This is a genomic window from Nocardia sp. NPDC004573 (assembly GCF_053602135.1).
The window spans coordinates 1-26,986 of record NZ_JBSGDA010000027.1; the positions used below are offsets into that span (position 1 = coordinate 1).

Below are 26,986 nucleotides of genomic sequence, written 5' to 3' on the forward strand. Positions count from 1 at the left end.
CGGTCCCATTCCGAACCCGGAAGCTAAGCCTGCCAGCGCCGATGGTACTGCACTCGACAGGGTGTGGGAGAGTAGGACACCGCCGGAACATCCTTCGCGATAGGGGACCCAGATACTGGGTCCCCTATCGGCGTTTGAGCACCTGATGGAGCTTCGACAGACTTGCCGTACCGGCGACCCACCGCAGGTACGTGATTGAATTCGTGGGACTACAGACTTTTTGCGACACAAGAAAGGGAGCACCGTGCCGGAACAGAACGACGATCGGAAGCCCTTCCGGCGCGGCGCCCCCGACTCGGGAACCGGTCGGCGAGACGACAACTCGGACACCAGCCGACGCGGCGGTGGATTCCATCGCCGAGGTGAGTCCGGCGAGCGCGGCGGCTTCGCCCGGCGTGAAGGGGCGAGTGGCTCCGGCCGGCGAGACAGCTCCTCCGAACGCGGCGATTTCCAGCGCCGGGACAATTCCGGAGGGTTCGACCGCCGCGGCGGCAGCGGCAATGACGACCAGCGTGGCCGTGCGGGTGAGCGCGGCGGGTTCCGCCGCCAGGATTCCGGCGATCGCGGTGGTGACAGTGGCGGCTTCCGGCGCGGGGGTGACGCGTCGAAGCGCGGCGGTTTCCAGCGTCGGGAGGAGTCCGGGGGACACGGCGGATCCGCGGGGAGAGGTGGGCCTGCGCAGCGCGGTGGGTACCAGCGCCCGGAGAACTCGGACGAACGCGGTGGCTTCAAACGCCGGAGTGACAGCGGCGAACGCCGCGACGATGCGCGCGGCGGGTATCGGTCCGCCGGCGACTCCGGCGCTCGCCGCGGATTCGAGCGTGGCGGTTCCGGCGACCGCGGCGGATTCCGCCGCCAGGACTCCACCGACCGTGGCGATGACAGAGGGGGATTCCGGCGCGGGGGTGACCAGTCCAAGCGCGGTGGTTTCCAGCGTCGCGACGAGTCCGCGGGCGCTCGAGACGATGCGCGCCGTGGTGAACCCGGCGAGCGCGGCGGGTTCAAGCGTCGCGGCGATTTCGACGAGCGCGGTACGTCCGGCTACCAGCGGCGCGATGACGAGAGCTATCGCGCGGGCTCGGATCGCGACGAACGGCGCGGCGGCGCGGACCGCGAAGGCCGCGCTCCGCGCGGTGACGCGTCGCAGGACCGTCGCCGAGGCGGCGAGGGCGCCCGTAGCGGTGCCGGGCGATCCCTCGATCGCCGCCCGCCGCGGCCGGAAGAACCCGATCTGCCGGACGAAGTGCAGGCCACCGACCTCGACTCGGCCGTGCGGCGGGACCTGCTCAGTCTGGACAAGGGTAATGCGGAGACGGTCGCCCGGCACTTGGTGATGGCGGTACGACTGCTCGACGACGATCCCGGGCTCGCGCTCGCCCATGCCCGGGCGGCGCGGCAGCGAGCCGGGCGGATCGCCGTCGTCCGTGAGACCGCGGGCGTGGTGGCCTATCACGCCGGTGAATGGGCGGAGGCCTTATCCGAACTGCGTACCGCGCGCCGGATGTCCGGTGGTTCGGGGTTGCTGGCCGTCATGGCCGATTGCGAACGTGGTCTGGGCCGTCCGGAACGTGCGATCGAACTCGGTCGCAGCGAGGAAGCGCGTGCTCTGCGCGGTGACGACGCCGCCGAACTGCGCATCGTGGTCGCCGGTGCGCGGATGGACCTCGGTCAGTACGACCAAGCCGTCGTCACCTTGCAGACTTCGGATCTGGATCCGTCCCGGACCGGTTCCGCCGCGGCGCGCCTGTTCTACGCCTACGCCGACGCCCTCGTCGCCGCGGGCCGGACCGACGAGGGCCTCACCTGGTTCCTGAACGCCGCCTCGGCAGACTTGGACGGAGAGACGGACGCCGAAGAACGGGCCGCCGAACTCACCGGAGATATCTGAGCCTGCCGTCGAGGCGGTGCGCACCCGGTTCCTCTGGTGGCGTTCAGATGACGCGTTCGTAATCGTCGTTCGGCAGTGCAACTCCTCGCTTCGACGGGCGAGTTCGAAGACTGTCGGCACGGATCCGACTGTGCTGCCCCTGCCTCGCCTGTAGGGCGCTTCACCGCATGGACGCCTGGGCCGCTGTTGCGCGTCGCGGCTTCGGCGGGACAGATTCGGGCCTGCCGGTGGGTGGCTGGGCGCCGGTCTTTCTGTAGACGGCTGCAGTGCTTCCTCTCGGCAGGACGCCCCGCCGCTTCCGCAGCTGGTGGAGTTCAGCGGTGGCCTACTGGGACAAGGGGTGCGGGCGGCAAAAACCGCGGTGCCGGGATGCGGTCGGTTCTATCTCGGTCCTTCTCGCGGCAGATTCGGCCATGTCGGGTGGCGACGAGGAGAGCGCGGTGGGGGGTCGGCTCGCGTGTCCACGTCCTGTGTCCGGCGCGTTCGGCACGAGACGCAACACCGCGGGGGATGCGAAGCCGCACACCGTGCCTGCGCGATCACGTTGTGGTCGTAGACATGTGGGGCGAAGCCGGTCGGATAGTTGCAGTGACGGAGCCATAGGCCTTCGAGCAGCGAAACTGTCCTTGGGGCTTGCGATCCGATGTGGCAGGAGTGGCCGACGCCACGTCTTTCCGGTGTGCCCGTCGGCGTAGTGTCGAGTGTCTCGGACTCGCCGAGCGGATGTGCTGCCGGAGGGTCCGGCGGTGATGAGTCGGCACGGCGCCGATCGGTGACACGGAGTGAGAGTGGTGTGAAGCGACTACGAGATCGCTACCGAGCCCTGCTGCTGGATCTGGACGGGACGCTGTACCGCGGTCACGAGGTGATCGTGGGGGCGCCGGAAGCGCTCGCCGCGGACGGGCAGCCCGATCAGCGGCTGGTGTATGTCACGAACAACGCCAGCCGCGGGCCACAGGTCGTGGCAGCGCATCTGTCCGAACTCGGCTTTCCCGCCGCTCCCGACGACGTGGTGACCAGCGCCCAGGCCGCGGCGCGGTTGCTGGCCGAGCGGCTCGATCGCGGCGCGCCCGTTCTGGTCGTCGGCACCGACGATCTGGCCGCCGAGGTGGACGGCGTCGGACTGCGACCGATCCGGCGTTTCGACGGCGCCGCGCCCGCCGCGGTGGTGCAGGGGCATTCACCCCAGACCGCCTGGCCGGACCTCGCCGAAGCCGCCTATGCCCTGCGTGCGGACGCGCTGTGGGTCGCGGCGAACACCGACCGGACTTTGCCGAACGAACGCGGCCTCGCGCCGGGCAACGGCGCGATGGTCGCCGCACTGCGGGCCGCTTCCGATCGGGAGCCGATCGTGGCGGGCAAGCCGTATGCGCCGCTGCTGGAGGACGCGCTCGTCCGGGCCGGTTCCCGCTCCGCCTTGGTGGTGGGCGACCGTCTGGACACCGACATCGAGGGTGCCAACCGGGTCGGTCTGGACTCGCTGCTGGTGCTCACCGGCGTCAGCACGCTGGACGAACTGCGCGAGGCCCCGGACGCTCAGGTGCCGACCTATGTCGCCGATTCGCTCGACGCCCTCAATCACGCGGTCGTCGCCGCCGAGCCGGATGCCGACCTCGGCGACATGCTGCAGCGCCACCCCGGGCGAGCTGTGACGGTCCGCGCGTCCGGTTCGGAAATCCGATAGCGTTGACGCCACGATGACTACACCCACGCCTCGTCCGAACGGCCCCGGCACGGCGGCCGGTGCGCAAGGTCCCCGGCCCGGGGTCCCGCTGCCCGGTCAGCACCTGCCGGGTGCGCAAGGCCGTCCGGAGCCTGCCGACCCGGATCGTATCCGCGGCGAGGTCGACAGCCTGCTCGCCGAACTCGAGCGTCCCGGCTGGAACGGGCCCGTGCCCGCGACCGACAGCGCCGAGGCCGGAGTCGATATCACCCGTCGCGCTCGCATCCTGGAGCAGGCCCATGACGTGCTGGTACAGGCATTGGCCACGGTGGACAAGATCTGAGGTGGCCAGACGCGCACGGGTGGACGCGGAACTGGTTCGCCGCGGATTGGCGCGATCGCGAGAACACGCGGTCGAGCTGATCGGCGCGGGCCGCGTCCTGATAGCTGGAACGGTCGCGGTGAAGGCGGCGACCGCCGTCGAGGCGGGTACGCCGCTGGTGGTCCGCGAGGAGCCCGACGAGGTCTCGTGGGCCTCGCGCGGCGCGCACAAACTCCTCGGCGCGCTGGCGCGGTTCGAGCCGGACGGGCTGTCCGTGGTCGGCAAGCGCTGCCTGGACGCGGGCGCTTCGACCGGCGGTTTCACCGACGTGCTGCTGGCGCGGGAAGCGCGGGAGGTCGTCGCCGTCGACGTCGGGTACGGCCAGCTGGTCTGGCGTCTGCGTACCGACGAGCGGGTCCGCGTGTTCGACCGCACCAATGTGCGCAACCTGACGCCCGAAATGATCGGCGGCACGGTCGATGTGGTGGTGGGCGACCTGTCCTTCATTTCGCTGAGCCTGGTGCTGCCCGCGCTGGCTGCCTGCGCGGCGCCTGGCGCCGACCTGTTGCCGATGGTGAAACCGCAGTTCGAGGTCGGTAAGGAGCGGGTCGGCTCCGGCGGCGTGGTGCGGGATCCCGCGTTGCGCGCCGACGCGGTGCGTGGTGTCGCGGCGGCGGCCGCGGAGCTGGGCATGCGCACGGTCGATGTAGTGGCGAGCCCGCTGCCGGGACCGTCGGGCAATGTCGAATACTTCTTGTGGCTGCGCAACGAGGGGCCTTTCGCCTACGACGGCGAGCAGGTCGATGCGCTGGTCGAGCGTGCGGTTGAGGAGGGTCCACAGTGAACGCGCTGGCCCAGCCCTGCGGCCGGGAGATCCTGCTGGTGTCACATCCGGGCCGGGCGGAGATCATCGAGACCGCCCATCGGGTGGCGAAGATCTTCGCGGACGCGGGTATCTGCCTGCGCGTGCTCGCCGACGAGGCGGACAGCACGCGGTTCGAGGCCGAGCCGGGCGGCTATCCGGTGCGCGTGGTCGAGCACAGCCCGGAGGCGGCGGTCGGCTGCGAGATGGTGCTCGTGCTCGGTGGCGACGGAACGTTCCTGCGCGCTGCCGAACTGGCGCGTCCGGCCGGGGTGCCGGTGCTCGGGATCAATCTCGGCCGCATCGGTTTTCTCACCGAGGCCGAGGCGGAGCATCTGGACGAGGCGCTCGCCCAGGTGGTCCGGGGGGATTACACGATCGAGCATCGGATGACCATCGACGTCACGGTCCGCGTCGAGGACGAGGTCGTCGACAGCGGATGGGCGCTGAACGAGGCGAGCATCGAAAACGCTTCGCGCATGGGGGTACTGGAAGTGGTGCTGGAGGTCGACGGGCGACCGGTGTCGTCGTTCGGCTGCGACGGCATCCTGATCTCGACGCCCACGGGTTCGACCGCCTACGCTTTCTCCGCGGGCGGTCCGGTGGTGTGGCCGGAACTCGAAGCCTTGCTGGTGATTCCGAGCAATGCCCATGCCCTGTTCGCGCGGCCGCTGGTGACCAGCCCCGAGTCGCGGATCGCGGTCGAGTCCGTGGCGACCGGACACGATGCGATAGTTTTCCTGGACGGCAGGCGCACGCTCGCACTGCCCAGCGGGGGCCGGGTCGAGGCGGTTCGCGGCGCTCGACCGGTGCGCTGGGTACGACTGGACTCCGCACCCTTCGCCGACCGGATGGTGCGCAAGTTCCAATTGCCCGTGACAGGCTGGCGTGGCCGACGGCGAACGGAGAGCACAAGTGCTGACAGAGATAAGGATTGACGGGCTTGGCGTCATTTCCACGGCGACCGCGCAATTCCACGCGGGACTGACCTGCCTGACCGGCGAGACCGGCGCGGGCAAGACCATGGTGGTGACCAGCCTGCATCTGCTCAGCGGTGCGCGCGCCGACGCGGGCCGGGTCCGGCTCGGCGCGTCTCGCGCCGTGGTGGAGGGCCGGTTCACCATCGAGGACGTCAACGACGCCGCCCGCGCCGAGGTCGCGCAGGTGCTGGAGGCGGCCGCGGCCGAGCAGGACGACGACGGCAGCGTCATCGCGATCCGCACGGTCGGCAGCGACGGACGCTCCCGAGCCCATCTCGGTGGTCGTGGCGTACCGGCCTCGGTGCTGGCCGATTTCACCGCGCCCTTGCTGACCGTGCACGGTCAGAACGACCAGCTGCGGTTGCAGCGTCCCGATCAGCAGTTGTCGGCGCTGGACCGGTTCGCGGGCGACGCGGTGGCCGCGCTGCTGCGGAAGTACCAGGCGCTGCGCCGATCCTGGCTGGACACCCGCGCCGAGTTGCTCGAACGTACCGCGCGCAGCAGGGAATTGGCCCTCGAGGCCGAGCGACTCGAACACTCGCTGAACGAAATCGACGCCATCTCTCCGGAACCAGGCGAGGACGTGCGCATCGTCGACGAGGTGCGCAGGCTCAGCGACCTGGATTCGCTGCGCGAAGCGGCGGCCACCGCGCACGAGGCGCTGGCCGGGCCTGCCGACGCACCCGCAGACGGTTCCGGCGCCATGGAAGCGCTCGGCACCGCCCGCGCCCGCATCGAAGCCGCCGACGACCCGGCGCTGGTCGCGCTCGCGCCGCGCCTGGCCGACGCCATCGCCGTGGTGGTCGACGTGACCACCGAGTTGAGCAGGTATCTGTCGGATCTGCCGTCGGATCCGGGTGCGCTGGATTCGCTGCTCACCCGGCAGGCCGAATTGAAGACGCTGACCCGCAAATACGCAGCCGACATCGATGGGGTGCTGGCCTGGGCGCAGGAGGCACGGACCCGGCTCGGTTCACTGGACGTCTCCGAGGAGGCGCTGGCGAAGCTGGCCGCCGAGGTGGACACCGCCGCCGAACGGGTGCGGGAGGCGGCGAAGAAGCTGAGCGCCGCGCGCCGGAAGACGGCGGGCAAGCTGGCCGCCGCGGTGAGCGCCGAGCTGGGGGGTCTGGCGATGGGCAAGGCGCGCCTGGAGGTCGAGGTGCGGCCGGTGCTCGCGGGCGCGCAGGACTCGGCGCCGCTCACCGTCGACGGCCGGGAGTTGCATGCCGGCGCCCTGGGTATCGATGAGGCCGAGTTCCGGTTGGCGGCGCATTCGGGCGCGCAGTCGTTGCCGTTGAGCAAGAGCGCGTCCGGAGGTGAGCTGTCGCGCGTGATGCTGGCGCTGGAAGTGGTGCTGGCCGGCTCCGAGCACGGAGCGACCATGGTGTTCGATGAGGTCGACGCGGGCGTCGGCGGGCGCGCCGCGGTGGAGATCGGCCGCAGGCTGGCCCGGCTGGCGCGCACGCATCAGGTGATCGTGGTGACCCATCTGCCGCAGGTCGCCGCGTTCGCCGATACGCACCTGGTGGTCGACAAATCCGACGACGGCAAGGGCGTCGTCAACAGCGGGGTCCGTGCGCTGACCAACGACGAGCGCGTGATCGAGCTGGCGCGCATGCTGGCCGGTCTCGACGACACCGAGACCGGCCGGGCGCACGCGGAGGAACTGCTCGCGACGGCGCGCGCAGAGAAAGCGGGCGCCGAGGCGGGCGCGCGCTGAGCGCGCCGGTCAGCGCACCGCCTTCTGCGCACCCTTGATGAACTGGCCGATCAGGTTCTTCAGACCGAGTTCCAGCACCTTGGCGGGCACCGGCAGCGACGGGTCCGATTCCATCGTGTAGGAGACCAGAGTGCCGTTGTCGGCGTCGGCGAAAGTGACGATGCCGACGTGCCGTTTCACCGGCGCGCCCTTCACGATCTTGTATTCCATCCGCTCGCCGGGCACCAGCTTCGTGATCTCCTCGGTAACCCCGACCGGGCCGAGACCGATCAGATGCTGCGCGCCGACGCCCTCGCGTTCGGTGAGGCCGGGCTTGATCAGCTTGACCTGGACCGGGATGTAGGGGCTGATGCTCTCGCGGTCGGCGAAGAGCCGGTAGACGACCTCGCGCGGGGCGGCGATGACGGCGTCGACAGTGGTGCTGGCCATGAATTCTCCTCTTCCAGTTACGTGTGACCGGCAGCATATAGCTACAGCGGGCGCCGCTCGGCGATCGTGTCGTCCGCATCACAATCCCGGGCGAGCTGTCTCGTCGGGCGGGATTTCGGGCTGGTGTACGGCGCCGGACTCGAGCAGGGAAGGAGCCGTGGCCGCCGCATACAGTGTGCTCTATCTACTGGTTACATCCGTGCATCGTCCTGAAATCGCTGGAAGTCGGATCTCGGCTCGAGGAAAAGTCGACGCGTACGCAGACGGGACGGCTCATCAAGGACACCAGCTGTCAACGTATTTCGTCGCGCGCTGGTAATCGCGTTCGGATGATGTCCGCAATGTCCGATTCATGATCTACTATTGAACTCAGTAGATTTACGGTGGGTGAATTCCGCCGGGCAGCGGGAAGCGCCGAGGCAAAGGGGCCGTCATGCGCAGCGTTCTTCCAGTTATGACCGCGATCGGCGGGGCGCGTCGTCGCGGCCCGGCCGGCCGACGCCGCAATGCGCCAAAAACGGGGGCATTCGCGCTGATCGTGGCCGGTCTGGCCGCGGGGGCGATCGGCGCGGCCGGTGGGGCTGCCGCGGAGTCGTTGTCCCGCTCCGACCACTCCGGTCGCGCCGGTTCGCACGGCGACTCGACAGGGTGGCACGGGATCGACCCGTTCGGCTACCAGCATTCCGACCCGAACCCGCTGCGGCAGAACGAACATCAGCATGCCCTGCGCGAGTACCACCGGAAGAACAACCCCCGGCCCGCCGAAAGCAGCCCTGGCAACGGCACGGGCGACGCGGCCTGGAGTCGCACGTCACGTCCGGACGGTAGCGGCTGGACCGTGTGCCGCCCACAGGCGAAGTGGTGCTGACCGATCGAGTCGGCGGGCCTCGGTGTGGACGGTCGCCGTGATCCACGTCGTCCGATGGGGTCGTCTCGCTGGAATCAGCGCGATAGCGATCTATTCGCTGGGTGGGGATTACCGGCGGGATACGGCATCTGATCTCGGGCGGATGGGCGCTGTGGCGCATCGGTCCGGGCCGCTGGGCAAGTGGTTTTCGTTTCGCCGCCAGGAGGCGTCCTGGGAGATTTGTCTCCTCTTTAGATCGCTCTGAGCAGGGAATATGAGGGCGGGGCGGCGTGCTTCGTCGCGAGACGTCGCATTCGGTCCGGCGGTGACCGCGAACACCCAGAGGCGCGAACGCGGCGTGCGGAACGGCGCGCCTCCACCAATGGTTGAGGGTTTGCCGCCATCATCGGCACATGAAGATGCCGGCGCTGTTGTCGAGAAACACCGAAACGCTGCCTGGTCTGATCGGGACGGCCCGGGTGGATCGCAACACCCGGCGGCTGCTCACCCGGGTGGGTCCGGGCGACATCGTCGTCCTCGACGAGATGGACCTCGACCGGATGACCGCCGACCGGCTGGTCGAGGCGCGCGTCGGTGCGGTGATCAACACCTCGCCGTCCATTTCCGGCCGGTACCCGAACTTGGGACCCGAAGCGCTCGTCGCCAACGGGATCCTGCTGCTGGACACGGTGAGCTCGGATGCGTTCAAGAAGATCAAGGACGGCGTCAAAGTTCGTGTCGTCGACGGCGTGGTCTACGCCGACAAGCTGATCAAGAAGGAACCGGAGGTCCTCGTCGAGGGCATCGAGCTCACCGAGTGCGCGATCGCGGAACGGATGATCGAGGCGCGCAACGGCCTGGCCGATCATCTCGAGGCGTTCGCGGGCAACACCATCGAGTTCATCCGCACCGAGAGCGCGCTGCTCATCGACGGGTTCGGTGTTCCGGAACTGGAGCTGGTGATGAAGCACCGGCACGTGGTGGTGGTCGCCGACGGCCCGGAGCACGCCGAGGATCTGCAGCGGCTCAAGCCGTTCATCAAGGAGTACGCCCCGATCCTCATCGGCGTCGGCCGTGGCGCGGACACCCTGCGCAGGCGGGGGTACCGGCCCGACGTCATCGTGGGCGACCCCGAGGAGATCACCACCGCCACCATGAAATGCGGCGCAGAGGTGATTCTGCCCGCCGACACCGACGGCCATGCCAAAGGGCTCGAACGCATCCAGGACCTCGGTATCGGCGCGACGACGTTCCCTTCCTCCGGATCGGCCGCCGATCTGGCGCTGCTGCTGGCCGACCATCACGGCGCGGCCCTGATCGTCGCCGCGGGGGCGCCCGCCTCGCTCGACGACTTCTTCGACCGCGGCCGCCGCGACAGCAATCCGGCCACCTTCCTCACCCGGCTCAAGGTCGGCACGAAGCTGATGGACGCGAAGGCGGTCGCCACCCTGTACCGCAACCGCGTGTCCGGGGTCGCCGTCGCGCTGGTCGTGCTCGCCGCGCTGGTCGCGGTGATCGTCGTGCTGCTGGCGTCCAACAGCGGCGGGGACGTCCTGGACTGGGGTGCGGACATCTGGAACCGCTTCGCGCGGTGGGCGCAGGGGCAAGCCGAATCTTGGGAACTCTGAACGGAGAACGATGATTTCGATGCGCCGGCATGTCATCTCGATCGTCGCGATCTTTCTCGCGCTCGCGATCGGTGTGGTGCTCGGATCTCAGACGCTCGCGGCCGATCTGCTGTCCGGATTGCGGGCGGACAAGACCGACCTGCGGCAGCAGGTCGACATCCTGACCGAGCAGAACCGGCTGCTCGGCGAGCAGGCCGTGGCCGCCGACCGGTTCATCGCCGGGTCGTCGGGGCGCATCCTCGGCGGTGCGCTGGCCGACCGCAGCGTCGTCGTGTTCACGACGCCGGACGCCGATCCGGGGGACGTAGAGGCGGTGACGCGGGCACTGGCGGTCTCGGGGGCGGCAGTCACCGGCCGGATCGCGCTCACCGAGGCGTTCGTCGACGCCACGGAGGGTGACCGGATGCGCACGGCGCTCACGAACGTCATCCCGGCCGGGGCGCAGTTGCGAACCGGCGCGGTGGACCAGGGCAGCATGGCCGGTGATCTGCTCGGCCTGGTGCTGCTGCTCGATCCGGAGAACGGGCAAACGCGGAGCACTCCGGAGGAGCTCGGGCTGGTCCTGGAGACCCTGCGTGGCGGCGGGTTCCTCGCCTACGGTGACACGCCGGTGCGACCCGCGCAGCTCGCGGTCGTGATCACCGGCAACGGCGTCGCCGCCGCGGAGAACGGCGCGGGCTCGAATGCCGCGCGCTTCGCCGGCGCCTTGCGCGGCCGAGGTGCGGGAGTGGTCCTCGCGGGGCGCGCGGGCGCCGCCGACGGGCCGGGGCCGATCGGCGTGGTCCGTACCGACGCCGCGCTCGCGGCCCAGGTGAGCACCGTCGACAATCTCGACCGCGAACTCGGCCGGGTCACCACCGTGCTGGCGCTCGGCGAACAGCTCAACGGTGCCGCCGGACGCTACGGCACCGGCGCCAAAGCCACGTCGCTCACGCTGGCCCCCGTCCCGGGCTGACGAACTGGCGGAGGTCCTGTCGCCGGAGGCGTTCGCGCGGGTCACGAACCTGATCAGCCGTTGCCGCCGACGCTGGGCCACCGACTTGCTTGGGATACCGGCGAGCGGGACGAGACCGACCTCACATTCCGGCCGCCGTGGCTCTGATCGAAGTCTCGGCGATCGGCGGGCAAACGCGCGTGGCATTCGAACGGACGGGCGGATTCGTGTTACCGTGAAGACCCGTGGGTCAAACACGGATTCAGGCGCGAACGGACACGAAGCACATCTTCGTCAGCGGTGGTGTCGCCTCCTCATTGGGTAAAGGTCTTACCGCCTCCAGCCTCGGTCAGCTGCTGACGGCGCGTGGGCTGCGCGTCACGATGCAGAAACTCGACCCGTATCTGAACGTCGATCCCGGCACGATGAACCCCTTCCAGCACGGCGAGGTGTTCGTGACGGAGGACGGCGCGGAGACCGACCTGGACGTCGGCCACTACGAGCGCTTCCTCGACCGGGACCTGTCCCGGGACGCGAATGTGACCACCGGGCAAATCTATTCGTCGGTCATCGCCAAGGAGCGTCGCGGCGAGTACCTCGGCGACACGGTGCAGGTGATCCCGCACATCACCGACGAGATCAAGAACCGGATCCTCGCCATGCGCGGCCCGGATCTGCAGGGCCAGACGCCGGACGTGGTGATCACCGAGATCGGCGGCACCGTCGGCGACATCGAGTCGCAGCCGTTCCTGGAGGCCGCCCGCCAGATCCGCCACGACGTCGGGCGCGACAACGTCTTCTTCCTGCACGTGTCGCTGGTGCCCTACCTCGCGCCCTCCGGTGAGCTGAAGACCAAGCCGACCCAGCACTCGGTGGCGGCGCTGCGCAATATCGGCATCCAGCCCGACGCGCTGATCCTGCGCTGCGACCGCGAGGTCCCGCAGGCCCTGAAGAGCAAGATCGCGCTGATGTGCGACGTCGAGGTCGACGCCTGCATCTCCACGCCGGACGCGCCGTCGATCTACGACATCCCGCGCGTGCTGCACCGGGAGGGCCTGGACGCCTACGTGGTGCGCAGGCTGGGGCTGCCGTTCCGCGACGTGGACTGGACCGTGTGGGGCGACCTGCTCGACCGGGTGCACTCGCCGCGCGAGACCGTCGAGGTCGCGCTGGTGGGCAAATACGTCGACCTGCCCGACGCCTACCTCTCGGTCACCGAGGCGCTGCGCGCGGGCGGGTTCGCCTCGCGCGCGAAGGTGCACATCCGCTGGGTGCCCTCGGACGAGTGCGAGACCCCCGTCGGCGCCCAGCACGCGCTGCGCGACGTGGACGCCGTGCTGATTCCCGGCGGGTTCGGCATCCGCGGCATCGAGGGCAAGGTCGGCGCGATCCACTACGCGCGCACCCGCGGCATCCCGCTGCTCGGCCTGTGCCTGGGACTGCAGTGCATGGTGATCGAGGCGGCGCGCCGGGTGGGGTTGGCAGAGGCCAACTCGGCCGAATTCGAACCGGACACACCGCACCCCGTCATCTCCACCATGGCCGACCAGGAGCAGGCCGTGGCAGGCGAGGCCGATCTCGGTGGCACCATGCGGCTGGGCGCCTACCCGGCGACGCTGGCGAAGGGCTCGGTCGTCGCGCAGGCCTACGGCAGCGAGCACGTGTCCGAGCGTCATCGTCACCGCTACGAGGTGAACAACGCCTATCGCGACAAGATCGCCGAGAGCGGCTTGCGGTTCAGCGGCACCTCGCCGGACGGGCACCTGGTCGAGTTCGTCGAGCTGCCCGCCGACGTGCATCCGTTCTTCGTCGCCACGCAGGCGCACCCCGAGCTGAAGAGCCGCCCGACCCGCCCGCATCCGTTGTTCGCGGCGCTCATCTCTGCGGCGCTGAAATACAAAGCGGCGGAACGGCTTCCGGTGGACATTCCAGGTGAAGAACTGGCGGGTGCGACGGAACAGGCGTAGCGGCATGACCAACGGGGGCGCTGCCGAGCCCGGCAGCCACGATTTCGAGATCGAATCCAGCAAGACCGTCTACAGCGGCGCGATCCTCGCGTTGCGGCTCGACCAGGTGCGGATGCCGGGCGGCCGGGTCGTCGAGCGCGAGGTGATCGAGCATCACGGCGCCGTCGCCGTGGCCGCGATCGATGACGACGGCAACGTGGTGCTGATCAATCAGTACCGCCACCCGATCGCCAGGCGGCTGCTCGAACTGCCCGCCGGGCTGCTCGACGTGCCCGGGGAGGATCCACTGCTCGCGGCGCGCCGTGAGCTGGCCGAAGAGACCGGGTTGGCCGCCCGGGAATGGGCGGTCCTGGTGGACGTCGCGCTCTCACCCGGGTTCACCGACGAAGCGCTGCGGATCTACCTGGCCCGCGGGCTGTACGAGACCGACCGGCCCGATCCCGAATTCGAGGAAGCGGATCTGGAAGTGGTCCGCATGCCGGTCGACGCTGCGGTCCGCGCGGCACTGAGCGGGGAGATCGTCAACGCCACCGCGGTCGCGGGGGTGCTCGCGCTGGCGGCCGCGCGGGCGGGCGGCATCGAACCGCGACCGCCGGACGCGCCCTGGGACGGTCAGCCCACGACCTTCCTCCGCCGCAAGGCGGCCGAGAAGTCCGAAGACTGACCGGAGGTGCTCGGTCGCGAGCTCGACGCCTACCTCGACCATCTCGCCGTCGAGCGCGGCGTCGCGCCCAACACCCTCGGGGCCTATCGGCGTGACCTCGGCCGCTATCTGGACTTCTTGACCGGACGCGGGATCCACTCGCTCGACCGGGTCGCGGAGTCGGACGTCGCCGAGTTCACCATGGCGCTGCGGTCGGGCGGTCACGGACACCCGCCGCTGGCGGCGAGTTCGGTGGCCCGCGCGCTGATCGCGGTGCGGGGCTGGCATCGCTTCGCCGCCGCGGAGGGGCTCACCGACACCGACGTTGCGCACGCGGTGAAGCCGCCCGCGCCGGGCCGCAGGCTGCCCAAGGCACTGCCCTACGACCAAGTGCTGCGTCTGCTCGAGGCGGCGGGTGGCGGTCAGGCGGACGCCGCGTCGGGCGTCGACGGCGGGCCGCGCGGCCTGCGCGACCGTGCGCTGCTGGAGTTGCTGTATTCCACCGGCGCCCGGATCTCGGAGACGGTCGGATTGGACGTGGACGATCTCGATCTCGAGGAACGGTCGGTCGTGTTGCGCGGCAAGGGCGGGAAACAGCGCCTGGTGCCGATCGGGCGGCCCGCCCTGGCCGCCGTGGACGCCTACCTGGTGCGCGGACGGCCTGTGCTCGCCGCGCGCGGAAAGGGCAACGCCGGAGCCCTTTTCCTGAATGCCCGCGGCGCGCGGCTGTCCCGGCAGAGCGCCTGGCAGGTGCTGCACACCGCCGCCGAACGGGCGGGTATCGCGGCGGCGGTATCGCCGCACACGTTACGTCACTCCTTCGCCACCCATTTGCTCGACGGTGGCGCCGATGTCCGGGTGGTGCAGGAATTGCTCGGCCACGCCTCGGTGACCACCACCCAGATCTACACCCTGGTCACCGTCAACACGCTGCGCGAAGTCTGGGCGACCGCGCACCCGCGCGCACGGTAACCCGTTCGGCCCTCGACGATTTCACTCGGGTGGACGGTTCGGCCGGCGCGGCTCGTCGGCGGAACAAAGTGGACTCCGGTCCGGTTGCTTCGGTCACCGGGTGCGCGCGGTGCGCTCACCGGCGGCCCGGACTCCGACCACGACACGAGGTGAGCTGCATGGCAAAGTCTTTCATCGTCCACGAGGCCGACGTCGAAGCGGTTCCGCTGCCCGGCGGCGGTTCCTTCCGGTTGCTCGAGGACAGCGAGAACTCCGCGGGGTTGTTCGGCGCCAATCGCCTAACCCTCGGCGCCGGCGCGGACGGCACCCGGCCGCACCACCACACGAAGTCGACCGAGATCTTCTATGTGCTGGACGGCACGATGGAATTTCTCGTCGACGGCGCCCGCAGCGCCGTGGGCAAAGGCGGCCTGGTGGTGGTGCCGCCGGGTGTCGTGCACGCCTTCGGCGCGGGCGCGGACGGGCCCGCCGAGTTTCTGGGCGTGCTCACACCCGGTATCGTCCGCTTCGAATACTTCCGGCAACTCGGCCGGATAGCGCGCGGGGAGGCGGACTGGGACAGCATGAACGAATTGCACGACCGGTTCGATGTTCATTTCGACGGCGGACCGCAATGGCGTTGACCAGCGCCGGAGGAACACGCCGCGCGCAGGCGCGGCACTCGAGTGCCGTCAAGCGGTAGCGTCTATCGAGAGCTGGACCGCACGAAAGCGAGGTCGGCCCTGATCGGCCTCGCTACGCTCGGCGAGGCAACGGGCAGGAACGTATAAGGAGCAGCGGATCGTGACGACAGCCGGAGCGGCAGAGCCGCCGATGGGTGCTGGGGCGGAGCCGCTTACGGGCTCGCGACCGGGTCCGTACTCGGACGCCGCGGCGGAAACGCTGTGGGGCCACGGAGTCGAGCCGGTCCCCGAGGACGCGACGCTCGGCCCGACCGGACGACCACTGCGGCTGGTGCCGGACCCGCCGCCGGTCGGCGAGCACGGTGACGCGTTGATCGTGGCCATGTGCAACCAGAAGGGCGGGGTCGGCAAGACCACCTCCACCATCAATCTCGGTGCCGCTCTGGCGGAATACGGACGGCGCGTGCTGCTCGTCGACCTGGATCCACAGGGCGCGCTGTCGGCCGGTCTCGGCGTCGCCCACCACGATCTCGATTCGACGGTGCACGACCTGCTCATCGGTTCCAAGGTGTCCATCGACGACGTGCTGATGCAGACGCGTGTTCCGAACATGGACCTGTTGCCGAGCAACATCGACCTCTCCGCCGCGGAGATCCAGCTCGTCAACGAGGTGGGCCGGGAGCAGTCGCTCGGCCGCGCGCTGGAGCCGGTGCGCAACCGCTACGACTACATCCTCATCGACTGCCAGCCTTCGCTGGGCCTCCTCACGGTCAACGCGCTGGCCTGTTCGGACGGTGTGATCATCCCGATGGAGTGCGAGTACTTCTCGCTGCGCGGGCTCGCGCTGCTCAACGACACCGTCGAGAAGGTGCGGGACCGGCTGAACCCGCGGCTGAGCCTGTACGGAATAGTGGTCACCATGTTCGACTCTCGACTGCTGCATTCCCGCCAGGTCATGGCGCGCGTCGTCGAGGTGTTCGGCGAGCTGGTCTATGACACCGCCATCGCGCGCACCGTCCGTTTCCCGGACGCCAGCGTCGCGGGTGAGCCGATCACCACATGGGCGCCGAAATCCAGTGGCGCCGAAGCGTATCGGTCGATGGCCCGGGAAGTCATCCACCGATCCGGCCGGTGAGCGGCCGCTCCGACCCCTCGTCTGCGTCCCACCACGACCCGTCCGGCCAGGGGCCTTCCGCGGCCGGATCGACAGCCAGGCCCGACGACCGCGCGCCCGATTCGCCGGAACCGACGGCTCCGGGGCAGCCTCCCGCGCTCGGGAACGTCGCCGCCTCGTTCATCGCCGCGGGCCGGGACGCGGCGCCCCGGCGCCCGAACCCGGCCATCCTCGGAGGCGCCGCGCCCCAGCCGGACGCCGATGACCCGCTCCGGCCGCACGGCGCGGAGGAACCGTCCACGAGCCCACCCATGCAGCCCATCGAGACGGTCGCGCGGGAGGCCGCCGAGACATCGGCCGATCGGCCCGCTGACGCGCCGGACGTCCGCGGCGGTTCGCCGGATGCGCCGAACCCGTCCGCCGGTTCGGCGGGCGCGCCTGCCGCAGCCGGTCGTTCGCCGGACGACCCCGGACCGTCGCCGGGCACAGCGAAGGCGGGGGAACCGCCGACGGTCGAGCCGCAGGCGTCCGGGTTCCGGCTGCGGCTGAGCAACTTCGAGGGGCCGTTCGATCTGCTGCTCACCCTGATCAGCTCGCGCAAACTGGACGTCACCGAGGTGGCGTTGCACAAGGTCACCGACGAGTTCATCGCCTACACCAAGGCATTGACGGCGAGCATGGCGCGGCAGAACACGCTGCGCTCGGACAAGATCCTGGACCAGACGACCGAATTCCTGGTCGTCGCCGCCACGCTGCTGGATCTGAAGGCCGCGCGCCTGCTGCCGTCCGGGGAGATGACCGACGCGGAGGATCTCGAGCTGCTGGAGGCGCGCGACCTGCTGTTCGCCCGGCTGCTGCAGTACCGCGCCTTCAAGCAGGTCGCCGAACTGCTCGGCGAGCTGGAGGCGGCCGCGCTGCGCCGCTATCCGCGGGCGGTCGGCCTGGAGGAGCGCTACGCGGGCCTGCTGCCCGAGGTTACGCTGGGTGTCGGGGCGGCCGAGTTCGCCGCGATCGCCGCGGCGGCCTTCCGGCCCCGTCCGGTACCCAAGGTCGGGCTCGACCATCTGCACACGCACGCGATCTCGGTGGCCGAGCAGGCGGCCCTGGTGCTGGAACGGCTCAAACAGCGTGGTGCGGGCGCGTGGACCTCGTTCGGCGAGCTGGTCGCCGACTGCGAGGTGCCGGTCCAGATCGTCGCCCGCTTCCTGGCGCTGCTCGAGCTGTATCGCGGCAAGACGATCGAGTTCGACCAGCCGGATCCGCTCGGTCCCCTGGCGGTCAGCTGGATCGGCGACGAGGCGGCGCAACAGGCGGACACCGTGACAATCGAGGAGGACTACGGGTGAGCGAGCACAGCGCGCGATCGCGCACGACGGGGCCGGGCTCCGGCGAGGTTCGGTCGTGAGCGAGGCAGTGGTGGAACTCACCCCCGAGCCGCTCGCGGACGACGAGCTCCGTTCGGCGCTGGAGGCCATGCTGCTGGTCGTCGACTCGCCCGCACCGGCTGACCAGCTCGCGGCCGCGCTCGGCGACACCGCGGAACGCGTCGAGCACACCCTGCGCGCGATGTCCGCCGAGCTGTCGGCGCGCTCCAGCGGGATAGATCTGCGTTTCGTCGGCGACGGCTGGCGCTTCTATACTCGCAGCGAGTACGCGCCGTATGTGGAGCGGATGCTGCTCGACGGCTCCCGGTCGAAACTGACCCGGGCGGCGTTGGAGACACTGGCGGTGGTGGCATACCGTCAGCCGGTGACGAGGACCAGGGTCAGCGCGGTGCGCGGCGTGAACGTCGACGGGGTGATGCGCACGCTGCTGGCCAGGGGCCTGATCGCCGAGGCAGGCGTCGACCCGGAGACCAACGGGACGCTGTACCGCACCACCGAACTGTTCCTGGAACGGATCGGGCTCGCTTCGCTGAGCGACCTGCCGCCGCTGGCGCCCCTGCTTCCGGGCGTCGACCTGATCGACGAGATCAACGAGAGCCTGGAGACCGACCCCCGGTACACCAGGCTGAAGAAACCCGCCGAGGCCGATTTGGACCTCGGCACCGAAGAGTGACAGGACATCATGAATACGCCCGCTCGCCGAGATGGCACACCGGATCGTAGAAAACGCGGCGCCCAGCCCGAACGGGGCGGCGCCGGCCGCGGCTCGAGTTCGCGCGACGCGCGTTCGGCCCAACGGGGGGCCACCGCCCGTGGCGCCCAGCAGGGTGGCGCAGGCCGGGGACTGGCGCAGCGCGGATCGGGGCAGGCTCCCAACCCGCAGCGGCACACGGCCGCGGCCGGCAAGAAGAAACCCAAGCCGCAGCGCCAGGCCGTGCAACCGCCACTACTGAGCAATGCCAAGCCCGCGCGCCACCAGAACGTGGAGGCCACCGAGTCCGGTGGCCACACCAAGCTCCCGTGGGGCGAGGGGGAGCGGTTGCAGAAGGTCCTCGCCAAGGCGGGCGTCGCATCGCGGCGGGCCGCCGAGGAGATGATCGCGCAGGGCCGCGTCGAAGTCGACGGCATGATCGTGCGCGAGCAGGGCCTGCGCATCGACCCGCAGCACGCCGTGGTGCGCGTCGACGGCACCCGCGTGATGGTGCGCGAGGAACTCGTGCACGTCGCGCTGAACAAGCCCAAGGGCTGGCAGTCCACCATGTCCGACGATCTGGGGCGCCCCTGCGTCGGCGACATCGTGGCCGAGCGGGTCGCCGCGGGGCAGCGCCTCTTCCACGTCGGAAGGCTGGACGCGGACACCGAGGGCCTGCTGCTGCTCACCAACGACGGCGATCTGGCGCACCGGCTCATGCATCCGTCCTTCGAGGTCTCGAAGACCTATCTGGCGACGGTGCACGGCGAGGTGAACAGTCGCGCGGTCGCCAAGCGGTTGCGGGAAGGCGTAGAGCTGGAGGACGGTCCCGCCAAGGTCGACCGCTTCCAGGTGCTCGAACTGGGGGAGGGACGTTCCCTGGTGAAGGTGGTGTTGCACGAGGGGCGCAAGCACATCGTGCGTCGCCTGCTCGACGCGGTGGGCCATCCGGTCGTCCGGCTGGTGCGCACCCATATCGGTCCGGTCGCGCTGGGCGACCAACGGCCCGGCACTCTGCGGGTGCTCGGCCGCGATGAAATCGGCAAACTCTACGAGGCGGTGTCGTTGTGAACGGTGTGGAGATCCCGGTGCAGGCGCCGGCGCGGATGGCCGGTACGAGCCCGCTGGTGGTCGCCATGGACGGGCCGTCGGGCACCGGCAAGTCGAGCGTGTCGCGGCGGCTGGCCACCCGGCTCGGAGCCAAGTACCTCGACACCGGCGCCATGTACCGCGTCGCGACGTTGCGCGTGCTGCGCGCGGGCATCGAGCTGACCGACACGGCGGCCATCGCCGCCGCGGTCAAGGAACTGCCGCTGTCGATCGGCACCGATCCCAGCCGTGAGGTGATCGAACTCGACGGCGAGGACGTGCGGTCGGAGATTCGCGGGGACGCCGTCACCAAGGCCGTTTCGGCGGTCTCCGCGGTGCCGGAGGTGCGCGAGTTGCTGGTCGCCATGCAGCGCGACATCACGGCGGCCGCGGGGCGGATCGTGGTGGAGGGCCGCGACATCGGCACCGTCGTGCTGCCCGCCGCGGACGCCAAGATCTACCTGACCGCCTCCGCCGAGGCGCGGGCACACCGGCGCAATCAGCAGAACATCGCCGAGGGCCGGGGCGACGACTACGCGGGCGTGCTCGCCGACGTGCAGCGCCGCGACACGCTCGACTCGACCCGCAAGGTGTCCCCGCTGCGCCCGGCCGAGGACGCGGTGAACGTCGACACCAGCGAACTGTCCATGGACGAGGTCATCGACGAGCTGTATCGCGTTGTCGCGGAGCAGGTCTCGGCGTACGGGGTCGGAGGAGACCGATGAACGAGGACGTGCTGGCAGGCGACGGCGTCTGGAGCGACGAGGCCGACTGGGAGGTGGCCGAGCTCGAGGGCGAGTTCGAGGACGCCCAACACGTCGCGATGCCGACGCTCGCGGTGGTCGGGCGCCCGAACGTGGGCAAATCGACGCTGGTGAACCGGATCCTCGGCCGCCGTGAGGCGGTCGTGGAGGACATTCCCGGCGTGACCCGCGATCGCGTGTCCTACGAGGCGAACTGGGCAGGCCGCCGATTCCTGGTGCAGGACACCGGCGGCTGGGAGCCCGACGCCAAGGGGTTGCAGCAATCGGTGGCCCGTCAGGCCGAGCTGGCCATGCAGACCGCCGACGCGATCCTGCTGGTGGTCGACGCCGTCGTGGGCGCCACCGCCACCGACGAGGCGGCGGTGAAGAAACTGCGGCGTTCCGCGGTCCCGGTCATCCTGGTCGCGAACAAGGTCGACGACCAGCGGGTGGAAGCGGAAGCGGCGGCGCTGTGGTCGCTCGGATTGGGCGAGCCGCGCATGGTCAGCGCCGCGCACGGCCGCGGCACCGGCGACCTGCTCGACGACGTGCTCGAGGCGCTGCCCGAGACGCCGCGCGAAGGGACCGGCGGCGCGGGACCGCGCCGGGTGGCGCTGGTCGGCAAGCCGAACGTCGGCAAGTCGAGCCTGCTGAACAAGCTGGCCGGCGACGAGCGCTCGGTGGTGCACGATGTCGCGGGCACCACGGTGGATCCGGTCGACTCCCTCGTCGAACTGGGCGGCAAGGTCTGGAAATTCATCGATACCGCCGGGCTGCGCCGCAAGGTCGCCAACGCCGGCGGCACCGAGTTCTACGCCTCGTTGCGCACCAAGTCCGCGCTGGAGGCCTCGGAGGTGGCGATCATGCTGATCGACGCCTCGCAGCCGATCACCGAACAGGACCTGCGGGTGATCAGCATGGTCGCCGACTCCGGGCGGGCGCTGGTGCTTGCGTTCAACAAGTGGGACCTGGTCGACGAGGATCGCCGCCTGCAGCTGGAGCGTGAGGTCGATCGCGAGCTGGTGCGGGTGCCGTGGGCGCAGCGGGTGAACATCTCCGCGCAGACCGGTCGCGCGGTGCAGAAGCTGGTGCCCGCCATGGAGACCGCGCTCGAGTCCTGGGACAAGCGCATTTCGACGGGCAGGCTCAACACCTGGCTGAAGGAAGTGATCGCCGCGACCCCGCCGCCGATGCGCGGCGGCAGGCTGCCGCGCGTGCTGTTCGCCACCCAGGCGACTACTCGGCCGCCGACGTTCGTGCTGTTCACCACCGGGTTCCTGGAGGCGGGTTACCGGCGCTTCCTGGAACGCAGGTTGCGCGAGGAGTTCGGCTTCGCCGGTTCGCCGGTCCGCATCTCGGTGCGTGTGCGAGAGAAGCGGGATCGGTCGAGAAAGTAGGGGCGTTCGGGTGGGCCCTGCCATCGGCCGGGCCTGCCCTCACGCGCGCATCCGCACTCGCTGTGCCTCGCGTGGAGTGGTCTGGCGGGTTCCAATCCGGCAACTCGGGCTGCGCGGGCGGCAAAGCTGCCCTGTTTTCCGGACTCGGCATGCGTCCTCGTCGGCGGTCGCAGCGCACACCGGGGCCCGCAGCGTAGACAACGCAACCACCATTCGATTACGAGCTAATAATTAGCGACTCGCTTTCGGTGCGACATGTTTCATGAAATCTACTAATCAAACCGCTCATCTTCTCGTATAGATGACGATATGCGCGTACTCATCGCCGGTCTGGCAAATAGCTGGCATCATCCGGTCATGGTCATTCCCAGCGTGCTGCCGGAACCGCCGGCCGTCCTCACTCCCTTCGAGACGGGATGGCCCGTGCGTCTCGCCGACACCGACCGCGACCAGCGCCTGCGACTCGACGGTGTCGCGCGCTATCTCCAGGACGTCGGTTACGACCATCTCGACGTCTTGGAGGACGGCGATATCCACCGATTGTGGGTGATCCGCCGGACGGTGATCGACGCGCTCAAACCACTCGGATTCGGTGAATGGGCGACGCTGCGGCGCTGGCCCTCGGCCACGTCCACCCGGTGGTGCGCGATGCGGGTGCAGATCTGCGGCAGCGCGGGCGGCCTCGTGGAGACCGAGAGCTTCCTGATCCACTTCGGCACGGAATCGGGCGTTCCGACCCGGATGAGCGACCGGTTCCTCGCGCCCATGCTGGCGTGCACTACCGAGCATCGGCTCCGCTGGCAGGCCGAACTCACCGAGCCCATGCCGACGGCAGGTGAGCCCGGCGTGCAGATCCGGCCGTTCCCGCTGCGGGTCACCGATATCGACCTGCTCGACCACATGAACAATGCCGTCTACCTCACCGCGCTCGAAGAGGTACTCGCCGATCACGCCGAACTGAAATCCGGGCCGCACCGCGTGGTGGTCGAATACGGGAAGCCGGTGCGGTCCGGCGAGGACGTCGAGCTCGTCGCGAGGCGCGGGGAATCGAGCCTGGACGTGTGGTTCGCGGTGGGTGCGGACTGCCGCGCGGTCGCCCGCGTCACCCCGCGTTAGCGAGCCAGCTCCGCCACGGTGGCGTGCGCTCCCCGGGTGCGCAGGCTGTGCAGAGCGGCCGAGTAGGCGGCGACGAACCGGGGGTGCTCGATCAGGTCGCCGAACAGCGAGCGCTCGCCGAGGAAGGCGGCGGGCTGCTCGCGCTCCCGCCGGGCGAGGGGAATCAGCCGGTCACGCAGCCGGTCGACGATCTCGATCGGCTCGCCGTGCTCGTCGACGCCCTCGGCGTAGCGCGCCCAGCTCGCGACGACCGCCGCCGCGCACTCGATGTCGCCGCCGGTGGCGAGCTGGGCACGGACCACGGGCAGCAGCCACTTCGGAATCCGGTCGGAGGATTCCGCGCACAGCCGGGCGATGGTGTCGCCGATCGCGGGGTTGGCGAACCGGTCGAGCAGCGTCCGCTTGTAGTCGTCCAGGTCGACTCCGGGCACCGGGCGCAACGTCGGCGTCGCCTCGGTGTCCATATAGCGCAGCAAGAAGCGCCGGAAGGCCGGGTCCCGCGCGGCTTCGTGCACCAGCCGGTAGCCGCTCAGGTAGCCGAAGTAGCACAGCGCTTGATGGCTCGCGTTGAGCAACCGGAGTTTCATCAGCTCGTACGGGGTGACGTCGTCGACGATCTGAACTCCGACTTCCTCGAAGGCCGGTCGGCCGAGTCCGAACGAATCCTCCAGCACCCACTGGACGAACGGTTCGGTCACCACCGGCCACCGATCGGTGAGTCCGTAGCGACGCTCGATCTCGCCGGTCGCTCCGACGGGGGTCACCGGCGTGATCCGGTCCACCATCGAATTGGGGAAGCGCACCTGCTCGGCCACCCAGGAGCCGAGTCCGGGATCGTGCAGCCCGGCGAACGCGCCGAACATCCGCCGCGCGACGTTCCCGTTGCCCTCGATGTTGTCGCACGACAGCACGGTGAACGGCGCGACCCCGCGGGATCGGCGCCGGGCCAGCGCTTCGGTGACAAACCCGAAAACCGTCACCGGCGCTGCGTTCCCGGCGAGATCGGCGCGGATGCCGGGATCGTCGGCGTCGAATTCCCCGGTGGCGGCGGCGATGTGGTAGCCGCCCTCGGTGATGGTGAGCGAGACGATCCGGGTGGCGGGGTCGGCGAGTTTCGCCACGACGGCCTCCGGATCGTCCGGCGCATAGTCGTACTCGACGAGAGAGCCGATCGTGCGTGTGGTCCACGTGCCGTCCGCGCCGACCGTCGACAGTGTGTACAAGCAGTCCTGCGCCCGGAGCACGTCGCGCATCCGGCGATCACCGGGCAGGACGCCTACCCCGCAGATGCCCCAATCCTGCCCGAGCCCGCGTTCGAGCAAGCGGTCGACGTACATCGCCTGGTGCGCACGATGGAAACCGCCGACGCCGAAATGCACTATGCCCGTCGAGATCCGGGATCGGTCGTAGCTCGGTGTCGAGACGCGACCGGCGAATTCCGCCATCGTCGCTGCCCGCAGGGGCGTCGACGTCCGCTCCGGCATCACGCACCTCCCCGGTGTTGTGTGGATCACACCATAGTGCAGCGACGGTCCCGGATCGGGCGGCGCGGCCTCGGTGCGTCGAGCTGCCGAGCGGGTCGCCCACGTGCGGATCAGCACCGTGGTGCGGTGATGGCATGCCGCTCCGGACGGACCCGAGCGGCCCGCCCGCGCGGCAGCGGGGCTGGTGGGAGTTGGGTCACTTCGCCGACGATCACCACCGTGTCGCGTCACTCTGCTCGGCCGGCCGCGCGGTGCTCGGCATCGGCTCTACCAGCCTGTTCGTGCCCCCGTTCCGCTCGGACAGGTCGAGCGGCAAGGCGGCACCACGAGCCGGGGCGACCGCCCCGTTTTTCCGGCTGGGCACTCTACCGGAAGGTTTAGTGCCGCACGACTGGGTAGACCGTCGATGACCCGATCGACGGCAGAAAGGTTCGAAACGATGTCCCAACCCATCACCAGTACGTTGGACCCGCAGCAGCAGCGCATCGCGGGCGAGACTCTGCAGGCGACGGTGGTCGACCTGATCGACCTGTCGCTGATCGCGAAGCAGGCGCACTGGAACGTGGTCGGCTCCAACTTCCGATCGGTGCATCTGGCGTTGGACGAGTTGGTGACCGCAGCGCGGGAGTTCACCGACGCGGCCGCCGAACGCGCCACCGCCGTCGGCGTCAGCCCCGACGGGCGCGCCCCGACGGTGGCCAAGGATTCCGGCGCGCTCGGCATCGGCGAGGGCTGGCAGCAGGACACCGACATCATCGACACGATCGTCGGCAACCTCGCCGCCGTGATCAAGCGGCTCCGTGAGCGGATCGCGGCGACCGAGAAAGCCGATCCGGTGACCCAGGATCTGTTCCTCGCGATCGCGGCCCGGCTGGAGCAGTTGCACTGGATGTGGCAAGCGCAGCTCGCCACGGTCTGATGCGAGTCATCACATGCGCGTTCGGCGCGCCCGCCACCGAGACCACCACGGTCGCGGTGCGGATCCCCGCCGACGCGCGGCACCTGGCCTTGATCCGCGCGTTGAGCGACACCGTCTGCCTGGTGGCCGAGGTGCCGCTGGACGCGGCCGCGGACATCCGTCTGGCGATGAACGAGTCGGCCACGATGCTGATCGCGGCCGCCGTCCCCGGCTCGACGCTCGGCTGCGCCTTCACCTACGGCCTGGGCCGGATGAGCGTGCGCGTCGACGCGGTCGCCGGGGCCGAGGTCGAAAGCGACCCGTTGAGCTGGGAATTGGTGCGCATGCTCACCAGTTCCCGGTCGATTTCCCGTGACCCTTTTGATTCCGATCTCGGCGGGTACCCGACCGTTATCGAATTCAGTTGGGAACGAGGACCATTTGATGACACGTGAGTTCACGACCGACGGAAATGATGCGGCGAGCCGTACCCGCGCGGGCGACAGTTACGACAACATCGAGCCGTGGTTCGAGAAGATGGCCGCGATGGAGGAGGGCGACCCCCACCGCGCCGCGCTGCGCGAGGAGGTGACGCGGCGCTGTCTTCCGCTCGCCGAGCACATCGCCCGCAAGTTCTCCGGCCGTGGTGAGGCCTACGACGACCTGCTGCAGATCGCGCGGGTCGGGCTGGTGCTCGCGGTGGATCGGTTCGACGTCTCGCGCGGCAGCTCGTTCCTCGGGTTCGCGGTTCCCACGATCATGGGCGAAGTGCGCAGGCACTTCCGGGACAACACGTGGTCGTTGCGAGTGCCGCGCCGGCTCAAGGAGATTCAGCTGCGCGTCGGCCCCGCCACCGAAGCGCTGTCGCACCGCCTCGGCCGGATGCCGACGGCCAGGGAGATCGCCGAAGAGCTGGACGTCGAACTGGGTGAGGTCACCCAGGCGCTCATCGCGAGCAACGCCTATCAGACCAACTCACTGGACACCGGCGGCCGAGAGGACGCCGAGGGTGCGCCGCAGTCGCTCGCCGACACGCTCGGGGCCGAGGAACCGTGTTACAACCTGCTGGAGCAGGCGATGGCGGTGCGTCCCCTGATCGCCGAGCTGCCGCCGCGCGATCGGCAGGTGCTGATCATGCGCTTCTACGAGTCCCGGACCCAGAGCCAGATCGCCGAGCAGCTGGGCGTCTCCCAGATGCAGGTCTCGCGCATCCTCGCCCGGATTCTGAGCAACCTGCGCGAGCGCGCGACAGGTTCTGACGAACTCGCGTCGAGCGCCGCCTGAGTCCGCCTAGGCGCCCGGCCGGGCGGCCGACTCGGTCATCGGCGTGGCGGAGACCTCGCCCGTCCAGCCGCACGGCAGGGCGCAACTGGCGATGACCTTGGTCTCCATACCGCCGTCTTCGTAGCGCATGGTGGTGGTGGCCGCGTAAGCGGGATAGCCACACGCTCGGCATTTGCCGAAGAAATCGAGGATCTCTTCGGTCCGGGAGTGCGCGATTCGTCGTGCGGGCTTGTCGTTCATAACCTCTCCAGCCAGCGTGCGGTCCTGCCGAGCAGGCGTCTGCGACGTTAGGATCGGCCGTCGGCGC

The 26,986-nt window shown here is 69.7% G+C and carries 25 protein-coding genes, 1 rRNA gene and 1 pseudogene; 24 read left to right on the forward strand and 3 right to left on the reverse strand.

The window, feature by feature from the left end:
- The 7 genes and pseudogenes from rrf to recN all read left to right on the forward strand — a co-directional run.
- Window positions 1-88 (forward strand): 5S ribosomal RNA (gene rrf, locus ACWEKR_RS29935); the annotation flags it as partial.
- A 774-nt stretch (window positions 89-862) separates the two neighbouring features.
- Window positions 863-1,888, forward strand: a pseudogene (locus tag ACWEKR_RS29940) (hypothetical protein); the annotation flags it as partial.
- A 793-nt stretch (window positions 1,889-2,681) separates the two neighbouring features.
- A complete protein-coding gene (locus ACWEKR_RS29945) occupies window positions 2,682-3,572 on the forward strand; it encodes an HAD-IIA family hydrolase (protein ID WP_452357302.1) in 891 nt (296 codons plus the stop codon).
- 13 nt (window positions 3,573-3,585) lie between these two features.
- The gene (locus ACWEKR_RS29950; RefSeq protein ID WP_195090094.1) at window positions 3,586-3,894 is read left to right on the forward strand and encodes a hypothetical protein; all 309 of its coding nucleotides are present in this window, start codon (window positions 3,586-3,588) and stop codon (window positions 3,892-3,894) included.
- Window position 3,895: 1 nt separating this feature from the next.
- Window positions 3,896-4,717, forward strand: coding sequence for a TlyA family RNA methyltransferase (locus tag ACWEKR_RS29955; protein WP_452357303.1), 822 nt, complete (start codon window positions 3,896-3,898; stop codon window positions 4,715-4,717).
- On the forward strand, window positions 4,714-5,673 hold the full coding sequence (locus ACWEKR_RS29960; RefSeq protein WP_452357304.1) for an NAD kinase: 960 nt from the start codon (window positions 4,714-4,716) through the stop codon (window positions 5,671-5,673). The genes ACWEKR_RS29955 and ACWEKR_RS29960 overlap by 4 nt, the downstream gene beginning before the upstream one ends.
- A complete protein-coding gene (recN, locus tag ACWEKR_RS29965) occupies window positions 5,651-7,435 on the forward strand; it encodes a DNA repair protein RecN (RefSeq protein WP_452357305.1) in 1,785 nt (594 codons plus the stop codon). Before ACWEKR_RS29960 ends, recN begins: the two co-directional genes overlap by 23 nt.
- A gap of 9 nt (window positions 7,436-7,444) precedes the next feature.
- Here recN and ACWEKR_RS29970 read toward each other — a convergent pair whose 3' ends face one another.
- Window positions 7,445-7,864: an SRPBCC family protein gene (locus ACWEKR_RS29970; protein ID WP_159839717.1), complete on the reverse strand. Its 420-nt coding sequence runs from the start codon at window positions 7,862-7,864 to the stop codon at window positions 7,445-7,447.
- Between the two features lie 433 nt (window positions 7,865-8,297).
- Between ACWEKR_RS29970 and ACWEKR_RS29975 the strand changes: the two genes are divergently transcribed.
- From ACWEKR_RS29975 to ACWEKR_RS30040, 14 genes are all read left to right on the forward strand, one after another.
- Window positions 8,298-8,732, forward strand: coding sequence for a hypothetical protein (locus tag ACWEKR_RS29975; RefSeq protein ID WP_452357306.1), 435 nt, complete (start codon window positions 8,298-8,300; stop codon window positions 8,730-8,732).
- Between the two features lie 392 nt (window positions 8,733-9,124).
- Window positions 9,125-10,339 carry a putative cytokinetic ring protein SteA gene (gene steA / locus ACWEKR_RS29980; protein ID WP_452357307.1) on the forward strand — a complete coding sequence of 405 codons (1,215 nt, stop codon included), beginning with the start codon at window positions 9,125-9,127 and terminating at the stop codon, window positions 10,337-10,339.
- Between the two features lie 10 nt (window positions 10,340-10,349).
- Entirely contained in the window at window positions 10,350-11,294 is a 945-nt protein-coding gene (locus ACWEKR_RS29985) for a copper transporter (RefSeq protein ID WP_452357308.1), read from the forward strand.
- 224 nt (window positions 11,295-11,518) lie between these two features.
- Window positions 11,519-13,240 (forward strand): CTP synthase, encoded by a 1,722-nt coding sequence (locus tag ACWEKR_RS29990; RefSeq protein WP_195090081.1) that lies wholly within the window; start codon window positions 11,519-11,521, stop codon window positions 13,238-13,240.
- Window positions 13,241-13,244: 4 nt separating this feature from the next.
- Window positions 13,245-13,904 carry an NUDIX domain-containing protein gene (locus ACWEKR_RS29995; RefSeq protein WP_159839722.1) on the forward strand — a complete coding sequence of 220 codons (660 nt, stop codon included), beginning with the start codon at window positions 13,245-13,247 and terminating at the stop codon, window positions 13,902-13,904.
- A 6-nt stretch (window positions 13,905-13,910) separates the two neighbouring features.
- On the forward strand, window positions 13,911-14,855 hold the full coding sequence (gene xerD, locus ACWEKR_RS30000) for a site-specific tyrosine recombinase XerD (RefSeq protein ID WP_452357309.1): 945 nt from the start codon (window positions 13,911-13,913) through the stop codon (window positions 14,853-14,855).
- A 158-nt stretch (window positions 14,856-15,013) separates the two neighbouring features.
- Entirely contained in the window at window positions 15,014-15,478 is a 465-nt protein-coding gene (locus ACWEKR_RS30005) for a cupin domain-containing protein (RefSeq protein ID WP_452357310.1), read from the forward strand.
- Window positions 15,479-15,668: 190 nt separating this feature from the next.
- Complete coding sequence (locus ACWEKR_RS30010; RefSeq protein WP_040866172.1) at window positions 15,669-16,613, forward strand: ParA family protein; 945 nt, start codon at window positions 15,669-15,671, stop codon at window positions 16,611-16,613.
- Between the two features lie 518 nt (window positions 16,614-17,131).
- Window positions 17,132-17,938, forward strand: a complete 807-nt coding sequence (locus ACWEKR_RS30015) for a segregation and condensation protein A (RefSeq protein ID WP_452357376.1) — start codon at window positions 17,132-17,134, stop codon at window positions 17,936-17,938.
- Window positions 17,939-17,993: 55 nt separating this feature from the next.
- Window positions 17,994-18,650 carry an SMC-Scp complex subunit ScpB gene (scpB, locus tag ACWEKR_RS30020; RefSeq protein ID WP_195090074.1) on the forward strand — a complete coding sequence of 219 codons (657 nt, stop codon included), beginning with the start codon at window positions 17,994-17,996 and terminating at the stop codon, window positions 18,648-18,650.
- A gap of 9 nt (window positions 18,651-18,659) precedes the next feature.
- Window positions 18,660-19,739, forward strand: coding sequence for a pseudouridine synthase (locus ACWEKR_RS30025; RefSeq protein WP_452357311.1), 1,080 nt, complete (start codon window positions 18,660-18,662; stop codon window positions 19,737-19,739).
- 35 nt (window positions 19,740-19,774) lie between these two features.
- Window positions 19,775-20,482, forward strand: coding sequence for a (d)CMP kinase (gene cmk / locus ACWEKR_RS30030; RefSeq protein WP_195090124.1), 708 nt, complete (start codon window positions 19,775-19,777; stop codon window positions 20,480-20,482).
- Window positions 20,479-21,897, forward strand: coding sequence for a ribosome biogenesis GTPase Der (gene der / locus ACWEKR_RS30035; RefSeq protein WP_452357312.1), 1,419 nt, complete (start codon window positions 20,479-20,481; stop codon window positions 21,895-21,897). Before cmk ends, der begins: the two co-directional genes overlap by 4 nt.
- Window positions 21,898-22,254: 357 nt before the next feature.
- Window positions 22,255-23,013, forward strand: a complete 759-nt coding sequence (locus tag ACWEKR_RS30040; protein ID WP_159839728.1) for an acyl-[acyl-carrier-protein] thioesterase — start codon at window positions 22,255-22,257, stop codon at window positions 23,011-23,013.
- Here ACWEKR_RS30040 and ACWEKR_RS30045 read toward each other — a convergent pair.
- Window positions 23,010-24,497 (reverse strand): mannitol dehydrogenase family protein, encoded by a 1,488-nt coding sequence (locus ACWEKR_RS30045; RefSeq protein ID WP_452357313.1) that lies wholly within the window; start codon window positions 24,495-24,497, stop codon window positions 23,010-23,012. The two genes, ACWEKR_RS30040 and ACWEKR_RS30045, sit on opposite strands and share 4 nt — an antisense overlap.
- 439 nt (window positions 24,498-24,936) lie before the next feature.
- Between ACWEKR_RS30045 and ACWEKR_RS30050 the strand changes: the two genes are divergently transcribed.
- Genes ACWEKR_RS30050 through ACWEKR_RS30060 form a run of 3 tightly spaced genes read left to right on the forward strand, consistent with a single transcriptional unit; the run spans window position 24,937 to window position 26,679 of the window.
- Entirely contained in the window at window positions 24,937-25,416 is a 480-nt protein-coding gene (locus ACWEKR_RS30050) for a Dps family protein (RefSeq protein ID WP_452357314.1), read from the forward strand.
- Window positions 25,416-25,850, forward strand: a complete 435-nt coding sequence (locus ACWEKR_RS30055; RefSeq protein ID WP_452357315.1) for an anti-sigma factor — start codon at window positions 25,416-25,418, stop codon at window positions 25,848-25,850. The genes ACWEKR_RS30050 and ACWEKR_RS30055 overlap by 1 nt, the downstream gene beginning before the upstream one ends.
- Window positions 25,840-26,679 carry an RNA polymerase sigma factor SigF gene (locus ACWEKR_RS30060; protein ID WP_195090063.1) on the forward strand — a complete coding sequence of 280 codons (840 nt, stop codon included), beginning with the start codon at window positions 25,840-25,842 and terminating at the stop codon, window positions 26,677-26,679. Before ACWEKR_RS30055 ends, ACWEKR_RS30060 begins: the two co-directional genes overlap by 11 nt.
- A gap of 6 nt (window positions 26,680-26,685) precedes the next feature.
- On the opposite strand, the gene ACWEKR_RS30065 is transcribed toward ACWEKR_RS30060, so the two are convergent.
- Entirely contained in the window at window positions 26,686-26,919 is a 234-nt protein-coding gene (locus tag ACWEKR_RS30065) for a hypothetical protein (protein WP_452357316.1), read from the reverse strand.
- Window positions 26,920-26,986: the final 67 nt, after the last annotated feature.